8 protein-coding genes are annotated in these 20,133 nt (G+C 43.9%); all 8 read right to left on the reverse strand.

What is annotated here, in order from left to right; all coding sequences use genetic code 11:
* Nucleotides 1–132 precede the first annotated feature (132 nt).
* The 8 genes from MKY44_RS31355 to MKY44_RS31390 all read right to left on the reverse strand — a co-directional run bounded on the left by MKY44_RS31355 (nucleotide 133) and on the right by MKY44_RS31390 (nucleotide 19,753).
* Complete coding sequence (locus tag MKY44_RS31355; RefSeq protein WP_341010492.1) at nucleotides 133–3,267, reverse strand: hypothetical protein; 3,135 nt, start codon at nucleotides 3,265–3,267, stop codon at nucleotides 133–135.
* A 14-nt stretch (nucleotides 3,268–3,281) separates the two neighbouring features.
* The gene (locus tag MKY44_RS31360; RefSeq protein WP_341010494.1) at nucleotides 3,282–3,854 is read right to left on the reverse strand and encodes a hypothetical protein; all 573 of its coding nucleotides are present in this window, start codon (nucleotides 3,852–3,854) and stop codon (nucleotides 3,282–3,284) included.
* A gap of 87 nt (nucleotides 3,855–3,941) precedes the next feature.
* Complete coding sequence (locus tag MKY44_RS31365) at nucleotides 3,942–5,078, reverse strand: WxL protein peptidoglycan domain-containing protein (protein WP_341010496.1); 1,137 nt, start codon at nucleotides 5,076–5,078, stop codon at nucleotides 3,942–3,944.
* Between the two features lie 272 nt (nucleotides 5,079–5,350).
* Entirely contained in the window at nucleotides 5,351–10,618 is a 5,268-nt protein-coding gene (locus tag MKY44_RS31370; protein WP_341010498.1) for a hypothetical protein, read from the reverse strand.
* A 196-nt stretch (nucleotides 10,619–10,814) separates the two neighbouring features.
* Nucleotides 10,815–13,274 (reverse strand): type IV secretory system conjugative DNA transfer family protein, encoded by a 2,460-nt coding sequence (locus MKY44_RS31375; RefSeq protein ID WP_341010499.1) that lies wholly within the window; start codon nucleotides 13,272–13,274, stop codon nucleotides 10,815–10,817.
* A gap of 129 nt (nucleotides 13,275–13,403) precedes the next feature.
* The gene (gene ltrA, locus MKY44_RS31380) at nucleotides 13,404–15,278 is read right to left on the reverse strand and encodes a group II intron reverse transcriptase/maturase (RefSeq protein WP_341010501.1); all 1,875 of its coding nucleotides are present in this window, start codon (nucleotides 15,276–15,278) and stop codon (nucleotides 13,404–13,406) included.
* 706 nt (nucleotides 15,279–15,984) lie between these two features.
* Nucleotides 15,985–17,271 (reverse strand): type IV secretory system conjugative DNA transfer family protein, encoded by a 1,287-nt coding sequence (locus MKY44_RS31385; RefSeq protein WP_341010503.1) that lies wholly within the window; start codon nucleotides 17,269–17,271, stop codon nucleotides 15,985–15,987.
* Nucleotides 17,272–17,371: 100 nt separating this feature from the next.
* Entirely contained in the window at nucleotides 17,372–19,753 is a 2,382-nt protein-coding gene (locus tag MKY44_RS31390) for a hypothetical protein (protein ID WP_341010505.1), read from the reverse strand.
* Between the last annotated feature and the right edge of the window lie 380 nt (nucleotides 19,754–20,133).

A 20,133-nucleotide genomic window follows, 5' to 3' on the forward strand; every position in this document is an offset into this window, starting at 1 on the left:
ATTGTGCTGTAGCGGCGCAATTCGTTCGCCTTTCGCATGGAGAACGGAGATCATATATGAAGACTATATACTGTTGTCGAATCAATATTTAAAAGAAGGAGCATCACAACGCGAAGCTCCTTCTTTTAAGTCCTAAATTCCTGAGGAAAGTGTAATCGTAAGCTTCGCTTTATAGATTCCCGCCATCAGACCCGTAGACTCTCCTGGAACGAACTTACTTCCAGATCCGGAAGAAATAATCTTCACACGATCGGGAACACTCAACGTAAAGTTCAGTGGAATGATATTGTATCCCATTCCCTCAAACGCTTTCGCTGTGGCCAACAGTTCTGGACCATTACCCGTGAAGACATGTTTACCAACGTTAGATAACTCCGCTGCCGGTCCGTTTATCGTCTTCGTATTTAACACATCGACTGACAACGCATTGGCCGGTATGCTCACCACAAGGCTTTGTGAATTTGTCGAGTTATCCTGCATGGATTCCGAATGAAAATCCGTCACGTCCATACTATATTGATATCCTTTTCCAGTTCCACGGCTGTCTTCAATTAGCGCTTGACTAACTGAATTTATAGATTGGTAGGGCCTAGTGCTATCGATGACGATCGTAGAAAGATCCGTTCCTTCGAAACGAGCACTAAGTCCACCACTATTCACTGTAAATTCAACATCTTCTTGTCCAACTGGCGTCCCGTCACCCGGGTTAGGTGTTGGTGTCGTTCCACCGTCGCCTGGTATCGTTCCAGTTACGGTCACCGTATATGGCCCGCCTGTAAATACAGGAGCACCTGTAGTCCGGTCTCTAACCTCAATTTCGATGTTGTGTGTACCCGGTACGTAGGTAACCGGACCTGTATACTCTACCCACTGATTCCTGTTGCTATCTTTGTAATACACCGTTACATCATTCGTATTAATACCAAGATCAATAGAGATTTGATCATCGTTAACTGTGATTTTCGGCTGTGATGTCGTTGTTACAAACTCCGTTATTTCGCTTTCTTTGCCGCCTGCAGCAACCACTTTTGATCGAATCGTATGAGCAGCGTTAGATACGCTGAACGATCCTGTAGTTGTAGTCCAAGGTCCGCCATCAACCGAATACTCCGCGTAACCATCTGCAACATTGTACGTTACTTCAATATCCAGACCGTATTGGTTGTTAAGTCCTTTTTGAGTGACTACTGGTTTGGACACAAAAACCGGTGCCGGATTATCTGCTGTAACATTAAACGTCCTATTGATGAGTTCTTGATCCCGATCATTGAGCAATCTCACTTCGACAGTATGTGCACCAGGAGTCAGCAATAGATTATTTGCTACGTTAAAGTCTTGCCAGGTACCTCCATCTACTTTTACCTGAACCTTTGTGTTTCCTGTTGCAACTGCGTTGATTTTAAACTCATCCCCCGAAATCTTATCAATCGATGGATGTCCTGCTGTAATGACGATCGGAACGTTGGTGAGTATTAACTCGCCAACATCACTAATGTTACCTTTGCTATCGGCAGACCGTGCTTGGACCGTCACACTACCAGATTGAGTAATTACTACCTCGCCGGTGTAATCTATCCATCCTCCACCATTGATTTGATATTGCTTAGTTGCAATATCACCAGTTACTCCATAATTCACAGCTAAAACCGACTGATTAAATTTGTCTAACGAAGAAATCGATAATACTGGTGTATCTGGTTTCAGAATAGGAGCAACATAATCATTTGGTACTACTTTAACTCCTGAACCCAAAGCATATGTGCTATTGGATGTCGCATATAAACTGTACATTTTATAATCTTCGCCAATGCCTATAAGAGAGTAGTTATTATTAAATTCTCGGTAAGGGAATATAGCAATGTACTTACGTGGATGTTTGTAAATGTTTCCTCTCGCTTCCCAACTTAATAAGGTATTATCATTTTTTAAGTAGAATATCCCACCTCCAGTTATAGCAAAATCTTTAAGATCATCTAACTCATTTGCTGGCCCGACAAGCTTAACTGGGGTCAGGAAAGCTCCTCCGGTAAGACCACTACGGTTATTAAAATTTGTTCCTGCGTAGTAAATATTGTTGTTTTTAGAGAAGACAATGTGTCCGTCATAAGCTCCATATACCTTTGAAACCCCTTTTGCAATTTGAAGGATATCGCTTGAGAACGGTGGTTTAGAATATCCTTCTAGTGAAAAAACGTCATTGAAATATTCCAGTGATGTTCCCCAGTAAGTAAGAGTACCAGTTCCATCATCGGATAGGTGAAGATAACCGATTCTATTCTGTCTGCCGACATTAGGATTATTTACACTTCCAGAGATTTTAATTATATTTCTCGCATTTATACCGTCAGGTACAGGGTACAACGTAGTCGAAGAAATGTCTGTAAAGTTATCTAATTCTTTATAGTACTTCATTAGATCTACCAGTGTGTACTGTTTCCCTTTTATCTCAAAAACCCTAACTGTTGTTGGTGCTGAATCTTTGGACTCATTGTTCAACAGGAACATATCAAATTGATCTGCACTATCAAATGCTGGGAAAAAAGAAGTAACATCCAAAGGAACACCTGATGTAAATGAGTTATAGCCAAAAGCTGTACCGATCAGGTATACTTTTCCGTCCCCTACAAACAAGATCGCATTTCTTGCAGTCTCCTGCGCTACAGGTATAATCTTCTTGATCCCTTTGAGATCCTCTGTAGTGTCAGCTGGGTCAACCAATTTCGTTGCTACAGTTTTGTCTTGGTTATAGCCAATCCCTAACTGCCCACCATTTCCTTTACCCCAAGCTTCTGCAGTAGTGTCAGTTTTCACAACAAAGAAGCTCGTAAACCCAGCACTACTGTTAGTTTTCAATCCGGTAAAATCTACTGCATTTGATGCCATCTTCGTTGCAGTACCTGTACCTTCTTGATAATAAAGATCTTTTTCTTTGGTAATGTACAGGTATTTAGTTATAGAAGTAGTAGATCCTGCAGTATAAGCTCTAGTTTGAATAAAGTCTCCCGATAGAGGTACTGGCCCGCGAAGTGATATACGTCCGCCATCCTCTAATTTAATTACCGATGTGCTGCTACCATTGACTAGGTCACCGCCATTATGGTAGGTTTCTATCCCTACAATTCTCGTATACTCTGCTGCTTGAGCTTTTTTCCCTAAATATCCAATAGACAAACCACTCATTAGTAGAGCTACTACAAGCGTAACAATAAAGCTACGCTTCCATCCTATTCTGATGGACTTCCATTTCTCTTTCTTCTGTTTTTCCAAAGTTATGCCTCCTCCTAGATCCCGGATGTTGCGGTAGTTATAATTGTTGATCGATACGTTCCTGAAACCACACCGATCTCTTTTCCGCCCGTAGCTTTAATGATCTGAGGAAGGGAAAGTGTGTATTGGAGCTCAAAATCGTAAGCACCTTGTCCCGTGCTGACGTCAGCCGAGAATATTGGTGTAGCCTGATTTGATAACACTTGATCTTTGGCTAAATGGCCACCCTGTGCGAAATCAAGTGGTATTCCTGATATCGTGTTTTTTAATGATGCCGACACTTTTACCGCATCAATAGGAATATAAAAGTCTACTCCATCAATAGTGGTTACAAAATCGGTAGCAGACTGGCTTACAGTCCAACCATTACCATTGCCCCGATCGTCAATAACTCGCGATGTCACGGTTGCCTGAGATTTTTGTTGCTGACGAACAGCAAGCGTAATATCAGAAAAGTTTAGACTGGACTGAGTAACCAATAGATTACCACCAGTCACCTGTACTTCTTTTTCGATGTCCTCTGCCGAGGCAACTGATGGTAGCGCCAGAGCAAGAGCTAACAATGCGGAAAACGCTATTTTTTTCATGCGTTCACATCCCCTTTTTTTGTCCTTTTCTTTTAACCATACGTGCGTGCATCACATCGAACTCACCCCCCCATCCCGGGAAACACATTACTGTTGAGGGTGACGAGTAGAACGGCGTGCAGCTTGACGAGCAACTCGCTGACGAGCCTTCTCTTCTTCTTGTTCTCTCTTTTTTCTCTTGAGGAGAAGGATCAGAAGGAAGATGAACGATCCAAAAATTAGTAAGAGTAAACCAGATCCAGCATAGATCATCCATGGATGATTTCTTAGCCAATCCATAAAGCCACGTCCTTGTAATAGACCAGCATTACTCAAGCTTTCCTGTGCTTTCTGTGCATCTGCCTCAGTAATCGTAAAATTAAAGGTTCGAGATACTTTTTTATCGTTAAAGTTAGCTTCAAAATAAGCGCTGTACTCACCTGGCCATAAGATCTGATCTTCTACGTAATAGACCATATCTGCCGTTTTCCCCGCATACATCGACTTTTCACTAGCTCCAGCATCATAAGCCTTGCTGTAGATGCCATTACCTTTGGCGTCACGAATGACAATCACACCATTGGGCCGTTGCAAGATCGTGCCGGTGTTCGCCAGCTTCACGGTTAGCTGCGAGTAACCATTACTTATGTAGCTGTGTTTAAAATCATCAATACTCATATCTTGAATAGCCAGCTCTTTCTTCTTTTCCATGACAATTTGGACACCAATACGCGGAATCCGTTCAATTAACAACACTGCTTGATTTTGACTGGCTTCCAATGCTTTTGTATCTTCTTTCGGAATCTGTTCCGCTACGATACCACCTACGTACTCCCCTGGTTTCAAGTCCTTGGGTACTTTGACGGTGTATACGAATTTTTTCTTTTCAAGAGGTTTTAAATGGACCATTTCTTCTTTCGAGGGGGATATCCAGGAACCTACTGAGGTATTTTTCTCACCTTTTAACGTGAAGCTCTTTCCTCCATTGACCATAGGAGTAGCATCCGCGGGATAGATCCAAAGATCAATTGGCTCTTTGATGAGATTTTCCACATAGAAGGTGTACTTTTTGGTTTCCCCTCCAATTACCTCATCCCTGTAATATCCACTTGATTGCTCAACTTCTTTAATAGGCGAGATGATGAAATCAACATTGGATGCTGCACTTGCTTGCGGTTGCAGAGCAATAATAGAAAAAAAGGCGAAAGAAAATAAAAACAGACTATATTTACTTAAAAATCTCATTTCATGCTCCTTCCTTTAATGAAAACGCGGGAGTACATCTTTGTCCCAAATAGTTAATGTAATTTTATTACTCTTCTGATTTCTATTTCTATTTATCCAGTGGCACTCACCATATATCCTTCCTTGGATTGGAAGTTACTTTGGTTCGATATATTACACACAAATCTTCAAAAAACACTACAAATTCAATGTTTTTATTGATTTTTCAAATACAATACAGAGCAACAAAAGCGAGCAGATGGAGTATACATCAGCTCCCTTTTATTGAAAAACTACAGGCTCATTTCTATTTCTTCTACATCCGCAACCTGCGAATCCAACTGGGAAGCAAGCATCGTGATCGAAGGCTTAATGACACGCTGCGTATCCTTCTTGGCAAGCTTCGTCTGTTCGTTCGCATTTCGCATTGAGAACGGGGCGAATAACTTATTTTGCTCCCCTTCCAGGAGCGACTCACCATTAACCGCGAGTCGTTTCAGTTCCTCATAACCGCCGCCATACGCTACACGGTCCATTGGAGAACCCTTGAGAGCCATTGCATCCTTGAGAGGAATGATCTGGCCTTGGTAGGTCAGCGTATCCGTTACAGCTTGGATGTGATTCTCTCCAACGTCTACCTTCATTTTGTTCTCCATGATGTTCGTGAGCTGTGCTTTAAACATGTTGGGCGTAAGTGAGCGCTTTGGCTTCGCCGCATCCTTACCACGGAACGTTTTGTTCATGTCATCGGTCAGAATTTCATTGACCGTTCGCGCTTGCTCTGCATCGTGTTTGATTTGCAACGTTCCCTGCGTCAACGGATACATGGACTCGAGTGCAGCCGTGATGTTTTCGTTACGCATAACGGCCACAAGTTTTTGACTGAACGCACCAGCAAGACCTGTATCGTCAGATTTAACACCAGTCGCGTACTGAATCTCGCGAGCATCATGTCCTGTTTTTACTCCCATGTGATATCGCATGTAATCTTCAAGCTTTTTCGGATCTTTTCCTTTTGCTCCGTTATCGAACATTTGCTTAAACGAACGGTGAACTGACTTGTCATCTGCCAGCGATACAAAATCGCCACCAAAGCCATGCTCACGGAAGCATTTATGGCTATACGATGTCAAATCTCGAAGTGATTGTTGCAACACTTTCGGATTATTCGAAGATGCGTTTTTCTTCGCTCGGTCGTACAATTCTTTTGGTGATTCATCACCGAGTTTGGCCGCTTTCGCTTCGGCCGAGGCTAAATCCATACCTGTCTGGTAGTACAATTGGTTTTTATCGTTCCCTTTATCGATCATATTGGCCCAATGGGAGAATTTCTCGACGAGATCTTGATTTGCAGCCGGCGTGTCAAATTTGACTATACCCGCAGTGTCTCCATCAAAGTCCGCATCATGCGACTTGTCTGCGATCGGATTAATGGCCAAGCCGTGAACACTGTCATCTTTTACGACGGTGAGTGCACGGATCGCACCGTCACGCCAAACCGGGTCACGCCACATCATGACGGTATCTCCTTCTTTTGCCCCCAGGGAGTCCATCATTTCTTGATTCATAGCACCTTCACCAATTTTAAGACGGGGATCAGCAATCATGACACCTGTTGCAGATTTATGTTGGCGTTTGCTCATAATCTTATCCCGAATGAAACTATGCTTGCCGTTGTGCCCACCGTTGAACTGCCGGTCAATGATCGTCGATTGAATCTTATTGAACTGCTCTTGGGCCTTCAGCTGAGCTTTTTGACGACCATCATCGTCTACTGATTCTTTGAATTCTCCAACCGCCATATAGATATTCGCATAATAGTTTGTAAAATCAGAACGCCGCATCGAACCGTCAATCAATTCAACATTCTGTCGCAGGCTGGCCGACAACACCGGAATTTCTGTTGTAGATTGGCCAGTTTGGAACGAGACCTCAAATGGTATATCCAGGAATCCGCCTTGAGCCTTAATTTGATCAAGGAATCCGGATGCATCTGTATTGACATCATATTTGAAATGATTCCGTTCCTCGGCTGCATGTGGCTGATAGCCATTAAGGATCGTACCGTCCGCCTTCATGTCTAGACCCGTTGCGATGAGATACTCTCGGTACGTGCTCCACGCGGCGTCATTGCGTCCGTAAATTTCATTCAGGATACCCGTCGCATTTTTAGATTGAAGCGCCCAGGCAAGCTGTCCGCTCGCTTTACGGCCCTTACCGTTTAATACGTCTTCACGACTGTATGCATGCGTCTTATCGTCTACTTTCATATCTGTGACAATGATGTTAAGTCGACCCATCGCCGCCTTGAATACTTCGCCCGTATCTGGGTCTACAAGGTCCTTCACTTCACCATTCATCAATTCCTTCACGACACCTGCGTTATGACGTGAGAGCATGGAATAGGGCGCGCTCACAACGTCTAGATCTGGGTTCGCTCGCATGAAACGGACTTCTTTGTCGAGTTTCTTCGCTTTCGCTTCGTCATCGGACATATGCCTATCGATTACGATGCCAATCGTACCTTTGTTACCGCCGAAATCAGACAACTTGTCTCCACGTTGTAACGGACGGAATCTACCGTGCATTTCCAGGAACTCGTCGATTGAAACGTCTTCGTCCAGACCTGCACTCCATGCACGCACACCTTCGGCCAGCACTTCATCTGACCACATCATTCCCGTACCATTCAAAATCTCGCTCTTATCGCCTCCGTCAGCTATGTGAGCTAACGTTTCTTTCAAGACTTCAATACTTGCATCGTTTGCTGTATTGCCAAAAACCTTGTTGCGCTCCGCGAATTCGTTTGAAACCGCATAGCTATCGTCAAACGTCCAGCCGCCAAAACTCATTAATGCCGTGCCCACGCCTTCATCAACTTTCAGCGCAGTCATAAGCTGATTGGAGGACATTTGGTTACGGTCCCACGCATTATGTACTTTATTATCGAAGTAAGAAAGCTTTTGTAAGGCTGTTTTATCAGGGATCACGTCTCCGCTTTCCGTCTTAATTCCTTTAGATGGGATCACACTGCCATCGGCATTCAGTTCCACGCCGTCGGCCAAATACCAGATCAGCCCCTGCGTTTTTCCAGTACCCGTCATCGTCATGTCGGCATAATTCTCAAGGTCTTTACTCAGCACCCGCATATTCGTTTCACCGGCCGCTTTCCAATAACTGAACGATGCAGAATCATCGCCAGCGCCTTGATCACGGTTAGCTTGCGTCTCTGCGCTCGTTGTCGCATGCTCCGAAAACTGATTATCGAAACGAACCCGATTCGAGAGAGTTTTCAAAATCGCTACTTTGGTTTCTATACTGAGCTGGTTTACTTCCATAAAGTCTAGTTCAACGCGCTTTCCGTATACATCACCGTGATACAATCCGTTAATACTGGTGGCATCAAGCGTTGTCGGAATGTTACCAATCGTTCGATCAAAAGGACGCGTTAATTGATGCGTGACCTGCGCGCGAATTTGCTCTGTTAAATGCCGATTAAAGCCTTTTACTCGGAAGCGATCCATCCGGTTTTCGGAGTCTCCTTCAAAAGAGAAATACCCTGTATAACCCGGCACAATGCCGTAATTATTACCGCCTTGGAATTTTGTTTCGATGATGCCAAATTCGTTTGGAACCAAAACCTGGCCAACTTCACCGCTGATTCTTTGCCATCTCTGCTCCTCTTTAGCGGAACCAGTTCGTCGTCTTCCTTCCCACTGTATAATGCCGTTATCGTCAATTTTCACTGACGGAGCATAATACATCGATTGATCACCGATCACACCGCCCGCTTTCAACGTATCCTGTACGGTTTGCAACGCTTGTTTTAGCATTCGATCGTCGATCTCATCAATGGTTTTGGCCGTTTCGGCATTGAATGTAATCAATCGATCACGAGCCGCGCCCACCGCAAAATCATTACCCTTAATTTTTGCTATATCGTACTTCACCGTTTTTAGCGCAGACATCATTGCGTCTCGCTCATTGCCCCGCCCGGTTTGCAACATGTGATTCATTACAACTTCTGGATTGAAGCCCTCATCGAAACTACCAACGATTTCATTTTGAACCCGCTCCAGGTAATCACGACCTCCATCTATCGAATGGATGGCACGCATCGCTGCACGCTCCTGTGCTTCCTTAATCACATCGTCCGCCGAGAACAACGTTTCGAGATATCCTTGGAATTCCGGACCTGTGATCAGCATGTCATCATTATCTAACCCTTTGTCAATCAAAGCTTGGAGCTCGTCCGCTTTAAATTGATTGTTGATCGAACGCTGAGCTTCCGAAATCGCCGTTTCAATATAGGCTTGAGCTTCGGCTTCGCCAGTGAATACAAGTGAGCGGTATCGACCTTCGACTGGCTTAACTTGCAGTGATTTTTTGGAATCTAACCCTGAGATATGTACGCTACTGGAATCAGTACTCAAAGATTTCGTCACTCGACCCGTTTTGTTACCAGTCACATAGTCTAGCAACGCAATCGAATCATCAGCTGTGAACTTCGTGGCTTCTTTAACGTCTCTCGAACCTTTTACATTGAAATAGTATAAGTTTGATGCATCATAGATGCGGCCGATAAAACTGCCATTCGCCTCTGCATCAAACACCCTAACATTCGTCCTATCGCCGACCGTCATTCGTACCTCGATTTGATTCCGATTACCATTATCCCGGACATTAAAATCGTAACCGTTCGAACGCATATGCTTCAAAAGCTCTGCTCCATTGTGAGCCAATTCAGCATCAAACAGCATCTGGCTGTCGATATTCTTTGCTACTTCCTCAGCATCAGCTTTTGTAAGATAAGCCCCCATCACATGGCGAAGCCCACGATACTCTCGGTCTTCAATATACCCGCCATGCCAGCCGAGAAGTTGTTCTCCGCTCGTATACTCGCTATTCCTTTCCGTGTTACGATCTGGTGCTGGAACCGGCGTTGTTACTCTCGATACTGGGCGATTTGCCGTTCGTTGACCAGGCTGAGCGACAGCTGCCTGATTAAATCCTTCTCGATTTGGTGCCACTCCTGTTGAAACGCGGCTCTTATATTGATACGACGGGTCGAAACGATCGTACAACGTAACTGAATCTCCGGGATTCAACTCACGAATCGATTTCCCGCGATGAACAAAGAAAGCCTTACTCATAGGCACATCGCCATTACTAAGTACTTGCTGACGAATTTCTGGGTCAGTTACGACGTGAAGAAAGTTACCCTTTGCGGCAGCATTATCATATTCGACCACACATTTCTTCCAAAATTCAGTCACCCCAGCTACGAGTGTTTCATTTCCTCCGATCTCACCAAAAGAGGTAGCACCTGTGCTACGTAGCAGTCGAATAATATCACTCGGTTTCGCCAGCATTGTAGTGAAATCAACCTGCTTACCGTTCTGTTCCCATCTATCTCGAAAACCTTGCATCATTCTTGCAGTGACAGTAATGCCCTTCTTATTCAGATCGGCTATAACCTGAGAAAGCATTCGCATCGTTATGTATTCGGCAAGATCGCGATACCGTCTATCGTTTGTGTTTTCTTCATAATTTCCAATCATTTTGCAACCCTCTTCCAAATCTAATATTGCACGAGTATCACTCTGAGGTCAGCGTTTTTGAATAACCTTTATAGTTATATTATACCATAGAAAAAAGGAGCTTTCGCTCCTCATTCCGTTGCTTTTGTTAAACATTCGGTCGTCTCAAGTAACAAAATAACATCTTAAAAAATGATACGTTGGTTTGTTTCTTGACTTATTGCATACGACGTTGATACGCACGACTCGCTTCTTGATCGAATCGACCTTGCGCCAGATCCCGCCATGATTCGAGAGTCGATAGATACTTGATAAACGCATCCGTGACTTCATAGAAAGTCTCGTTTCCGGTATTTTCTTCACCGAATACCCTGGATTCCTCGTTACGCTCTGCTTCATGCAGAGCATCAATATCGGCTTTATCGGACCCCGTTGAGCTTCGTACATACAGCACGCCGCTGTCGCTTTCCAACTCCCCGTTCTCCTTTGTACGGAATCCAGGCGCATCTTCGAAATACACACTGGATTCCGAGTAAGCCGTCGCCAATACACTGTCGAGTTGTCGGTTAACTTGACCGCCAATGGAGATCAAATCTTCACGACTAATTTGGCCGCCAGCATATCGTTTTTGCTGGTGACCACTTTGCGTGTTCTGTGCTTTTGCCGCTTCTTGGGCTACTTCTACGTTATCAAATGCTGAATCTAAAATGGTACCGAACTCATCCATATCAAGGATGTCGTCTATATCTTCGAGGAAATCAGTCTGAGCTGCAGATCGATGCGAGATGTTAAAGAGCCTACTATTTATCGCATGCATGATGTCATCTGCTACGACATTTTGGTCCTGGCGAATCAAATCCGTTTCGCTCAGGTCATACGCATCCAAATATGCCTGCTTCATCGAATCGGCCATCCTCGCTTGTTTCAGACGCTGCTCCAACATGTCGAAGAAATCCGGCTGATTTTTTCTCACGTCAAAATCTTTGGCTGACGAATTCGTTGGAATCGTCTGCAGGCTGAATTTCTTCCCCGGCAGACTGATTTGATTTTGGAAAAGGCGGAACGACATGGGGTACGCTGATTCATTACGGTTCCAGATCGGGCTCGTGCCTGCCTTAATGATGATCGAATTTCGCGCTTCGATAAACATAAAATCATTAAACTGGAGAACCGGCCGCTCTTTGGTCTGCATTGTGTAACTAATCTTGCCTTCGTTTTGGTACAAAATCCGATCATTATCTCGCGTGATTGTTTTTTGGTCTACTCGGGCTTCGTGTGTCGTGCCGCTCATTTTCACAAGCGTATCGATCATGGAATCATCCGTCGATTTTAGAAAAACGATATTTTCCGTATTACCTTGTATGATTTTATCCACGGAATCCCCGTAAACATCACGTAACTGTTGTAATGTTTGAAGAATCAGGGTGAACTGTTGATCTTGGCCCAGGCCGATCGATAGCATCGTTTGAAGTGCTGGGATACCATTACCCTCGGATTGTAAGTTCCCGACCTCGTCGAGCATATAGCGGGTCTTATAGAGCGGCTTTTGATTATCTTTGGTCATGTACGAACTTTCGAAATTCACATCGACCATCTGCTTCATCAAAATCAAAATCAATTTGGCATAACTCATCAAGTGAGGCGGCGTAATAAAGAAGATCGCTTTGGGACGCTCCGTATATTTCACCGTCTTCTGACTGAACGCAGGGATTTCGACGACCTGTTCACCAAGCTCCGGGTTCAGCAAATCGTGATACCTACGCTTGACCAGTGTGTCTTTGTATTCGTACTCACCTTTTCTTCGATTCATTCGCATTTCTCGAAGTGCGCCATCTTTAATAATTTTTGTGTTCAGTACCGGATCTTTAACATACCTGCGCCCTGAAAGATCAGTCTTATACGTCAGTTCCACTTCAAAGTAAAACGTGCGGACGAGCAACTGAGTTTTCGGATTACGAATTTCAAGTTTAATATAACTTTTCCGGTTAGCGAACTTGCCATCAAAGAAGTAACGAGCCCAGCCTTCACGGTCAATAATTTGAGTGTGACCAAATAATTTCTGATCCAACTGCTTTTCGAACTTCGGATCTTCATAAGCAAACCATATAGACTGCAAACCAATTAAACGATACTTCTCCAAATACTCCGAAGCGAATCGAACGCCAATGCGGCGCGGAAACGATAGACCTTTCGCATCGAAATTCTGGGAAGGTTTACCGCTTGTGAGCGTCGAGATCGTAGGGTCTGTAAAGAATGACATAGCTGTCAGTGCAATCCCGTATACCGAAGCGATCGTTTTATCCGATCCTGCCATCGCACGTAGCGCGTTGTCTGTATTCTGAACAAGTTTCCGCATTTCATTTTGTGGCAGTTTTGCAGTTGCGTCGAAAAAGAGCGTTAATAAGTCCTTCTCCTTTGAAACGTCATCCTCATCGATTCGAATCTTTTCTACATCATTCGATTTTTTTGCCGATAACACCACGAAAAGTTGATATGCATTATAGAGCGTTACAACCCCCCACATATCATCCAATTTCTGCATTAATATTTTTTCAGACAATCCTTCAAGTTCGGCCTGCTTGCGAATTCGTTTTTCTTCTTCCAGGTAGAAATCGATCAAACCGAAAGCAGAACGCTTGAAGGCGTTGTTCGCAGCATTTGATAGCAATAGGTTCATCTACTAAGTGTTCGCCAAGACGAATTCTCTTTTCGATTTACCCCTGCTCCACACCGTACGTGCGACTTTCACCGCATACGGCGTTCCATCCATGTGACAACTAAAATAACTATCGGTTTGAGTCAAGTATCAAAGGATATCGTGTCCGAGTACCGTTCGATATTTATTGACATGAGTCAGTTCAGACTTGCTTAATTTTAGAGCACTCAGATAACGCTTGATGGTTGATGTTTGCGTTGCATGTATCAAACGATGAATAAGTTCTTGGATAATCACAAGGTTTTTGTAGCTGTCGTCTTGGGTTGCCGCATAGGATTCGATATGGTGACAGGTCACTTCATCTGCAAAAAGCAGAACTCCCGTTACCGCACATTTCCCTTTCTGCACCAGATATTTCGCAATACGATTATCCATGTATTCAATGCTGCGTCGGTTATTATAATGCGCATTACTGCGCAACTTGACCAATTCTGTACGTACATGCGCATCATCGATGCTGTCCGTTTGACGATAATCTTTTTTGAGCATCATTGGACTTTTATGCTGTATGTATGAAAGAGGGATAACCGGGTAGCCCATGTAATATCGCATGCTTTTCGACGACATATACTTTGTGATTCTCACATCTTTACCCTCATACCGGCCGGACCTAGAGAAGTTATCATTTTGGTTATTTCGATTAAATCTGTTATACATTTTCCGTAACAGACCTAGCGATATTCGCTGGAAACTATCGTTCACATTCGTTGCGATGCCATAGTAATTATGAATACCAACCACCATGGAATTGTATTTAAGCACTTCATCTATCCCGCGTTTAGAACTTGATGCTCGCTGAATGGATTTGACTTGAGCCGATAGATTTTGCTGGATGCGGCTCAGTGCTTTTGGACATACATCGCTCGCCATTACATATCGTTGCATCCCTGTTCGCATTCGCCCTTTTCGCATAAGCTTTAAGGTGAATCCTAAGAATTCTGTTGACTGCTTCCTCAAACATGTGACCCCTGATTTTAACGGGGAGACGTTGAGTTTCAATCTTTCATGCAGCCATTTACTGACGGCAATTAAGATTTTGTCTGCTGATGCTTTAGAATTTGTGAAAATCTTAAAGTCATCGGCATAACGCACAATCATGAGTTCTTTCAGGTTTGAACTTGTACGTAAAGCGCGGTATTTACCTGATTGATCAACAGTATTATTTGCTCGTATCCGCGTATAGTTGTTCCGCGTTTTGAACGTTTCCCACTGATCGCTTATCCACCAATCCAGCGCATTGAGATAAATATTGGCTAACAGAGGACTTAACACCCCGCCTTGCGGGGAACCCTTCGTAGCTTTTACTCGTGTACCATCCGGTTGTTCTACAACGCCTTCCAGCATTTTCTTGACGATCGAGAGCAGCTTCTTATCTTGAATGCCCATATTCCACATCAGCCGAAGCAAAATATCATGGTCGATTTCGTCGAAGAAACTTTTAATATCTACATCAATCACGTAATGATAATGTTGGATATTAATTTTAAACGCTACGTCGGCTATTGCATGTTCAGCGCTCCTGTGCGGTCTGAAACCGTAACTGTGCGGATTGAATTTAGCTTCGCATATTGGTTCCAGCACTTGTAAAATCGCTTGTTGGATCAACCGGTCCCATATGGACGGGATACCTAACGGCCGCAAATCTCCATTCGCTTTAGGGATAAAAACCCTTCGGGTTATATCAGGTTCGTACCATTCCAACCGTCTGTGAACTTCTCGAATAACTTCATTCGTTGATAGCTTTTTAATATCCCGCATTGTCATCTTATCTACGGATGCGGTGTTTGCACCGGAATTACTTTTGATACTTCGGTATGCCAGCATGATGTTGTCTGGATGTTTGATCCGATCCATCAATCGTTTGAATTTTGCACCATCTTCTGATTTCTTGAACATGCGCTCATAGAACTCAACTCGATCGTAGTATTTACGATTCGTCTCTTGTTGGGACTCAAAGTTTTTCATGGTCTATCACCAGTCCTTTACTGAGGTGTCGGTGACTTTTTTGTCATACCGGAACCCATAAATTATAGTGATAGTCATTTTAGTTGTGTATATCATGGACTCGTGGCTGTTGCTTCGCTCTCATTACAAGAGCATCATCGCTCGTGCCACTACTCTCACTACGATTAAGCGTGGTTCCCTCGGATAACCCGTTTCCCACGCAACTTCGCTCCCACACGGCCGTTTCCGGCAACGTTCGCAGCTTTCGACGTTCCTCACCAACTATGATTAATACCGGTTAGGTGCTTGCTCTACTCCGTGGCTAACACATGTGCCTATAACACAAGGAAGGTCGGGTACGTATGTGGCATTAATCCCGTTCTCCTAGCCGAAGGTCATTTGACAGACCCGGATTCATTTCTGAACCCACCCTTATCGAAGCGTACATTCGCAAGTTCGTCAGTGCATTCGCACATTCTCACCATACGGTATTCACAGCATACCTAGTTTCGTCAGTTCCTTGGCGGTCTTTCTCCGCAAGGCTTTCCTCGACTTTACGTTAGGGACGATTTCAGCATGTGTCACCCGGCTATAGTCTCCGATGCTCATTGGGTGAACATCAGGTTAGGGCAGATTACTGGGGAAGTTTCAAGGCGTTACCCTATCATTCCATTCCCTCGTTGGTGAAGTTAGGCGATTACTCGCCCGTTCTCTCCCCGGCTGCTTATTAGGCAGCCTTTTGAGAACAACATCTCGCACGCCACATTGGGTCGTCTGCACCTTCCCTAGGAAAGAAAATATCACCGATATTTTCGATGTACGATGCCGCTTTCGTGAAATTACCTTCACGCGCACTTTCGGCCGCAAATCCAAGTGGATTGTATATGTCGGTGTTTAGCGGATTGATGAGATTAAACTGAACAATCTCGTAACCCCGAATCGTAGCGGGGATGTAGTTCTTAACAAGCAATTCACCCTTTGGATCATTTACAACAATGTTGTTTTTGCGTTTTTCACGAGTCCACATATCAATCGTTGGTTCAATAACCGTCTGACCTTTACCCGCTCGCGTGATCGCGAGAACCATTGTATTCACCGGCGCGGTATCGACCAGATAAGCTCCGGCTGGCCGCTGTACTTCATGGTCTAGGAACGTCCAATCGTTATTGATCAGATCCGCTACCGTATCGTACGAGAGCTTATCCCGGTCGCTTCGGTTACCTGAATCGTCCAGTTCGTTGTATTCAATTTTGCGAACATCTACCGGTGTTCGAATCTCTTTCTCCGATAGCGGTATTCCGCTGGCCGTGAAAAGATCACGTCCGAATTCCTCATCAATGATTGGCATTTTTTTTGTGATTATCTGACCACTCGCGTCGTACATGATGTCGCCTTTATGCTCGACAATTACACCATCTATTACAACGTCTTCCTTGTAGCGCTGAATTACATCAATACTTTTTAGACCTTTGTTGCTCAACATAACGTGACTGAGCATACTCGAAACTTGGACGCTTGACTCAGCTCCTGCATCCGGAAACCAGTCATACATTCTCCGCATTTCTTCCGGAAGCGCAATATGCTGATCATTCTCGTGCGTATTGATGTCCGTTGAATCGTTCATGCTATTTTTAGACCGCCACAATACCATCATTCGATAGTTCACAATGAGCCAGGCTATCAAAAGAACGAATCCTGTCCACAAGAACAACCCACTCGTGAAAACGTTGACCTCACTTACATCAAAATCTAAAAAAGAAGTCCCGCCCGATATCTTAAAATGTTCATAGAAGTGCCTCCCAATAACAACAAAAACACCTACTACATAACCAATTCCAGCAATCATCAATGCAAGAAAAATGGCCAAAATCCGCTCTTTAATCGGTTTATCGACCTCGCCCCGTTCGCCGCGCATCATATTTTGCGTCTCGTGGACTTCTCGGTTTTTCACCCGCTCTTTATATTTCTGATTTTTAAGCTGATTCCAATTTTTCGATCCTTTCTTCTTCCCCACCGAACCACTCCTTTATTTGTTAAAACGTCACCGCAAAACGGATCGTACCAACAAAATAAAACCGCTCCTACTTGGAGCGGTTCTGATCAAAACGTAAGCGTTATGCTGCGCTGCCGTTTATAGGCTCCATGCCTATCGATGGAACAACAGCACGTTCAATTGTGCTAACCGGCTGTGTTTGTGCCGCTGGAGCAGCAGGCGCTTGCTGTTGTGCTGAATTAGCGCCAAACACGAAACCAAAGAGTACTCCAATCGCAAGAGCCGCAGCTCCGATCGCTATGTAGACCAACGTCAATTGCTTTTGTTCTTTGCCTGACCGATCATTCGCGTATGCCAACTCTTGTTTTTGAGATTCGATTTGGTTCTCATATACCTTGATCCGGTGCTTAATCTCCAATTCTTTCTTGTCTCCTATTTGAGTATTACTTTCCGTCACCTTTTCCAGCAGACCCTGTAACTTCTCATTCTCTTGCTTTTCTCGATCTATGTTACGTTCATAGTCAACTCTCAACTCATTGAGCTGATCTTTATGCTTTCTTTCAAGCTGCTGAATCGCAATTTTAGCTTGCTGATCCGCTTCTTCGAGCATCTGCGATTTTGTTGCAAGCATCTGCTCGTATCCACGACGTATGTGATCCGCTTCCTCGTTCTGCTTGAGTCTTTCTGCTTCCGCTTTTGCCCGCAGCACTTCATCGGCGAAATGCTCACGCAAGTACATATCGATGTTTTTACGGAATGTGTCGTACATATGTAGCTCTTTTTCCATAATCGTTTGATACTCTTCTTGCAAACTTTGTAGAAGGGCTGTTATTGCCTTATCAAATAAGCTAGCCGCGACAATGCGGCGATCGTTGTACAGCTCACCACGAGACACGTCACGATTTAATTTCATCTCCGTTTTCAGCGAGTCTTTGACGCCCTCGATCTTGCGGTTTCGTTCATCACGATAACGAGTATCGTAGATTGTCATCGCTTCGCGCTTCGCATTTTCCCCGTAAGTTTCCCGATCCATGTTATATGTCTCATGAATGTTTTTAACTTCATTAGCAGATAACCTGTCCATATCAGACATCGCATCATCAAACACTGCATCAATCTCGGAGAATCGTCCTCCATATAGGGTGCCTCGATCATTATGATCAAGAGTGGTTAATAATTGAGAATGAAGACTACGAAGGCTTGTAATGAAAGTATTGCGCAACCCCGCGATTTCAATTTCATGATACTTCTCAATCTCAACGTTCGCATCTTTTCGGAAATTGGAAACAACACGTTGAAGTTCGCTATCATCAGTAGCTTTTTCATCGAACTTAACAACGGATAACGTGCCGAAGTAATCATCAAATTTCGTAAGATCGATGGTCAAATTCAGTTCCGTATTGTTGAACGAATGCTCAAGCGCCTTCGTGACAATTGATTTCGATTCCTCGACCGTCATATCGGATTGTACAACACTTGAATTTAGAGAATATCCATCGCCAACGTCCAACGCTTCTTCTTCTTCATCATTCATCCCATACAACATTTCGTCTTCTTGATCGGGGTCCAAATCATCTTCTTCACTAGAAAATTCATTGAAACTTCCTTCACTGAAGGTATCGCCTCCGAAAAACTCTGAACCAAACCCAACTTCTGAGATATCCGAAGCGTTGTTATTTTCAGCCGAGAACACGTCGTATACTCCGTAATCGGTTTGCTCTGAAGACGTGTATGTGTCGTCCAACGCTTCGCTTTCATCATCCAACTCAACCTCGTAATCCTCGCTGTCTTCATCGTCATGGCTGTGGTCGGAACTTTCGTTCTGCCATGTTCGCTCGCTATCTCCACTATCTACAACTTCGTTACCTTCAACGTAAAGCTCGATAGATGGCGATTTAGCAATTTCTATTAAGCGATCCAGATGAACCGTTGAATCAAGAAGAACCAATCGGGAATCATCTGTCAAATCAAAGGGTACGATAGCCCATTGAAGTGGCATATCATGAATGAAGTCAAACTCATCAAGCGAAATCAGCGTATCCATCGAAGGAATGATACCGATAATGCCATTCGCCAAGTCGTCCTCTAAAGTCATAGACTCAATCGATTCTGAAATGAGAGCTTCCGCGAACGAACCGAATTCTTCATCAGATGGGTCAACGCCGGATGCGACAAGCATGTCATTTGTGATAACGACGATCAATAGGCCATCATCCACTTCACGAACTGCAGAATCGCCAATGCTTACGAGTTCATTAATAACTTGCAGCGATGCTGCTGCAACTGATTCAACGAGTTGCATGCGTTCAACAAGTGTCATATCTTGTTTGCTTCCACCGAAGAGTTTTCCTTTACTCTTGTCTTTTCGGTTGCTCTTTCCCCCACGACCGAAGAGTTTCGAACCCGTTTCGTCTCCCAATTCGTCGTCTTTACTCGCGACCGCAACTGCGCTTTCTTCCGAATCATTCGCTTGATCTTTTTTTCTTCGTTTGAAAAATCCCATTAAACGAAACCTCTTTTCCTTTATCTAACTACACCACTCAGGTGATCTCGCAAGTGTCACCTGCGTCAACCGTTCATGTTTTCCCGTATATCCAGTTCTATGAACTATCCGTCCGTCCTTAATCGTCTTCGAATGTGTCAATAATTGAACCTATTCGCTCAACTTCTGACCCTCTTCATCGATTAAAACGAAAAATCTTACTCATTCCCCCTCAGTTCAAACAAAAAAATACGTCATAATGCCTATATACATTCTATCATAAAAAAAATATCCATTCAATACAGGTTTTACTGAACACACAACGTTTTGTATTTCGTTTATGATAAATATGTAATGAAATAACTTCTATCGTTATGGGCCATTTTACCCAATTATCATGA

Origin of the sequence: Paenibacillus sp. FSL R7-0026 (genome assembly GCF_038004485.1) — a bacterium.
Lineage (GTDB): Bacteria > Bacillota > Bacilli > Paenibacillales > Paenibacillaceae > Paenibacillus > Paenibacillus xylanexedens_A.